Annotated in this window: 1 protein-coding gene; it reads left to right on the top strand. The window is 40.7% G+C overall.

The genetic code is table 11. The annotated features are described in order from the left end of the window. Positions 1–488: hypothetical protein (locus A3729_RS32035; RefSeq protein ID WP_197475468.1), on the top strand; the 488-nt coding region annotated here is incomplete at its 5' end. Positions 489–577 lie beyond the last annotated feature (89 nt).

Raw genomic sequence — 577 nt, 5'->3', positions numbered from 1 at the left:
CAACAACGATGATGCAAAGCAGTTACCTAAGCTTTAAATCTCAGTCTTCCAGAGTGGCGTTTCAACAAAGCAGTCATGAACTAAATCAGTTTCAGCTTCAAGCTGCGAAGCAAATAAAAAGCTTTATTGATTCTAGACGAGATAGTCATGTTGAGCTCAAAAAGTCATACTCAGAAGGCTTCAAGTTAATCGATGACTTGCTGAACCTCGAAGTAATTGCCGAAGAAGATAATGAATCGTTGACGCGAATTTTATCGTTTTCAAGTTCACAGATGGAGATAGACGTTTATATCACTCAGAGCAGATTGCGTCCGGAATATTCCGGGAATAACTTGCTTCAGTACGACTCTTATAGTCAGCATATCGTGCAAAGGAGCGCAGATCAGCGCTATTTATACCTACAGCTGCACTGTATTAGCAAGCCAGGAATTGGTCAGAACCAAGGCCCTGTTCATCTTGTTGGCGACTTTCGTTTCGAGGTGTCGTGATGAAAAAAAGGATGAAGATTGCATTTGTTTTGTGTTTGTTTAGTTTTTCCTTGCTTTCTAGTATGGCGTGTTATGCAAGTGAACCGATA

This window comes from Oleiphilus sp. HI0043 (assembly GCF_001634935.1).
Note: the sequence above shows the minus strand (reverse complement) of the source record. Positions and strands in the feature narration are given on the sequence as shown.